Origin of the sequence: Paraliobacillus ryukyuensis (genome assembly GCF_003315295.1) — a bacterium.
Lineage (GTDB): Bacteria > Bacillota > Bacilli > Bacillales > Amphibacillaceae > Paraliobacillus > Paraliobacillus ryukyuensis.
In genome coordinates this window covers 1-2,379 of sequence record NZ_QNRI01000028.1, presented here as the reverse complement: position 1 = coordinate 2,379, position 2,379 = coordinate 1, and the positions used below count along the sequence as shown (strand labels likewise).

General features: G+C 38.3%; 4 protein-coding genes. 1 reads left to right on the top strand and 3 read right to left on the bottom strand.

Translation table 11 applies throughout. The features are described from left to right. On the top strand, nucleotides 1–190 hold a 190-nt coding region (locus DES48_RS16125), incomplete at its 5' end, for a hypothetical protein (protein ID WP_211318502.1). A 24-nt stretch (nucleotides 191–214) separates the two neighbouring features. Here DES48_RS16125 and DES48_RS15690 read toward each other — a convergent pair. From DES48_RS15690 to DES48_RS15680, 3 genes are all read right to left on the bottom strand, one after another. Then, complete coding sequence (locus DES48_RS15690; protein WP_245911513.1) at nucleotides 215–1,012, bottom strand: PD-(D/E)XK nuclease-like domain-containing protein; 798 nt, start codon at nucleotides 1,010–1,012, stop codon at nucleotides 215–217. Further along, nucleotides 987–1,952, bottom strand: coding sequence for a hypothetical protein (locus DES48_RS15685; RefSeq protein ID WP_245911511.1), 966 nt, complete (start codon nucleotides 1,950–1,952; stop codon nucleotides 987–989). The genes DES48_RS15690 and DES48_RS15685 overlap by 26 nt, the downstream gene beginning before the upstream one ends. Before the next feature lie 97 nt (nucleotides 1,953–2,049). Beyond that, nucleotides 2,050–2,259 (bottom strand): YqaI family protein, encoded by a 210-nt coding sequence (locus DES48_RS15680; protein ID WP_113870233.1) that lies wholly within the window; start codon nucleotides 2,257–2,259, stop codon nucleotides 2,050–2,052. Nucleotides 2,260–2,379: the final 120 nt, after the last annotated feature.

Here is a 2,379-nt window from a genome sequence, read left to right as displayed (position 1 = left end):
ATATATCTCTATCGACTTTGAACCAAGTACCCATGTTCACCATCCTTTTTTACGCTACTTTTTAATACAAACCGCAACCGTTCCCTTATCCTCAATCATTAGTAACTTGTATCCCGGCACGTTACGTTCAACATATCCCGCAACGTACCGTTTAAATAATGCTTTGTTACCATTCGCTAACCATGTGTAGCAATGTGGTATGTGTTCTTTGATTTCATGCATACAACAGGTCGCCGACTTCAATCGTGTCTTTTAATTCCTTTACCGATCTGCAATAATCGCATTTGCCACATGATCTAGGTTCTAATTCTCCTGCTTTCACTTGCTTAATTCGTTCTAATTCTATTTCTGCGTATTCATATTCAAAATCGAACCTTGATTCATCAAAATGGACAACAGCTAGATTAGGTGGACTTTCTTTCGTTACCGCAACGATATAGGGCGTGTATAACTTACCTGTGTTTTGTTCTATAATCTTGCGGTAAATAGCCATCTGTAGCACGTAACCCCAATTTTCGATAAATGACACCCAACCGTCGTATTTCTCGCTGTAGTAACGCTTGTGTAAATCTTGTGTTGTCTTTAAATCTGCAAATCTATTTTGATCGTGATTGATAGAATCAACTTTGATCTTCCAATTAACCCCGAATAATTCACCTGTGAAAATTTCTTCTTTTTCGCCATCTAAGGCAAACATCGAAAGCCGATCACTTTTAACTGTTTCGATCATCTTGTCAGCTTGTTCAAAATCAGCATACTTACTACCGTTTTTCTTAAATATTGCTCCATTGTTTTCTGCTAAGAATTGATTAAATACATCGTCGCTTTCAAATGCTGCGTGTGTATAAGAGCCAACCAACATTGCTTGGTTAGTTGGTCTCTTATATTCACCTTTCAATTCAGCCATTGTCTTAGCTTCGCACTCTATGAAGCTTTTAAATTGGCTTACTGACATGTAATTCAAGTTTGAGCCATTTGTGTAGTAATTACTTGCTGTTAGATTCATTATCATCACCAGACTTCTCCATAGAATCTGTTACGTATTGAGTGATATCATCCATTTTTTCTTGAACGTTGGTTGATGTGTTTTTTTGCTTGTTATTAGCTTGTTGTGATTGTTTTTTATCTGTCTTAGGCTTATCTTTCTGTTGTTGATTAAAAGATTGTGACAGGTCTGATTTACCTTCTTTTTTAACTTCCTTGCTGAACCAATCTTCCGGTTTGCTCATTCCGTCTTTTAAAGAATTAAATATCTTGATAAGGTCAAGCACATCACGTTCAGTAAATGCTGATACGTTATAACCGAAACGTTCTTCAATCTGCTCCTGCGTTACTTTGTATTTTTCTTTGAAAGCTTTTAACGCTTCAGCAATTCGATCTTTCAAAGGTTTGCTGTTGTTGCCAGATAATGTTCTGTTGCATTCTTCTACCGCATTGTCGATGATGTCACCAGGTATCACACCTAAGATACAGGCTCTTACTCGTCTTGCTCCGTTGTTTGCTACCATTTCATAAATGTCGCGAGGATCGGTTAGTTTTTTTAATTGTTGTCCTGCTTTTCTTGTATGTTTAACAGTAAAAACTTTCTCTTGCCTAACGTTCGTTTCTAAATCCCACGCATAGGCCATAGCAACCGATTCACCTTCTTTTTGCTCCAGTTCTTTAATGCCGAATGATAAGTTACCCCAATTTTGAGCAATAACCTCAGCCAATCGAATAGATGGTCCCTCTACTTTTTGACCGCCCCTCGGATAACTATAGACCGCTTGTCCTGCTAAGTTTGGACGTTTGCAGTTATCTAAAATGCGTTGTTCAGCTTGATACACATTTCTTGGGAACTGTTTAGCCATAAATATTTGCCCTTTAACCTCTTCCATTTCACGACTAGATGATGCTTGCGCTAATGTACTCGGTTGATTTTGTTGTTCGTATTGCGTTGCTAATTCACTCATTCAAAAGACCTCCTATTGATTTTTAACAGCCGATCAACTATAATTAAGTTGACATTATTAATTAAGTGATCGACTGACCGCCTTCATTGGCGGTTTTTTATTGCCTTCTTTCAATGCCTAAGTTCTCCGACAAATACCTTTCCATGTTCACTTCTAGTACAATGTCGCCATCTTCCGTTTCAAATACTTCATCGTTAATCGTTACTAGATCGCCGAACAAATCAAATTCCTCATGACCTTCATCGACCGGATACGGATAGCCTGTCCTTAATGTTCGCGTGATTGATGGATGTTCTAACATGACCATTTTCCTTACCTCCTTCGCTAGATTAATAGTTCTGCGGTAGCCAACCGCTTGCAAAATGTGAGTAATGCATAATTAGGCGATGAACGACTGTTTCCGCAGCCGCACTGATAGTTTGGCTAG

Excerpts from the sequence above, each read along its gene's own strand:
- DES48_RS15690 (WP_245911513.1), bottom strand. The coding sequence starts at position 1,012 with ATGATAATGAATCTAACAGCAAGTAATTACTACACAAATGGCTCAAAC.
- DES48_RS15685 (WP_245911511.1), bottom strand. The coding sequence starts at position 1,952 with ATGAGTGAATTAGCAACGCAATACGAACAACAAAATCAACCGAGTACA.
- DES48_RS15680 (WP_113870233.1), bottom strand. The coding sequence starts at position 2,259 with ATGGTCATGTTAGAACATCCATCAATCACGCGAACATTAAGGACAGGC.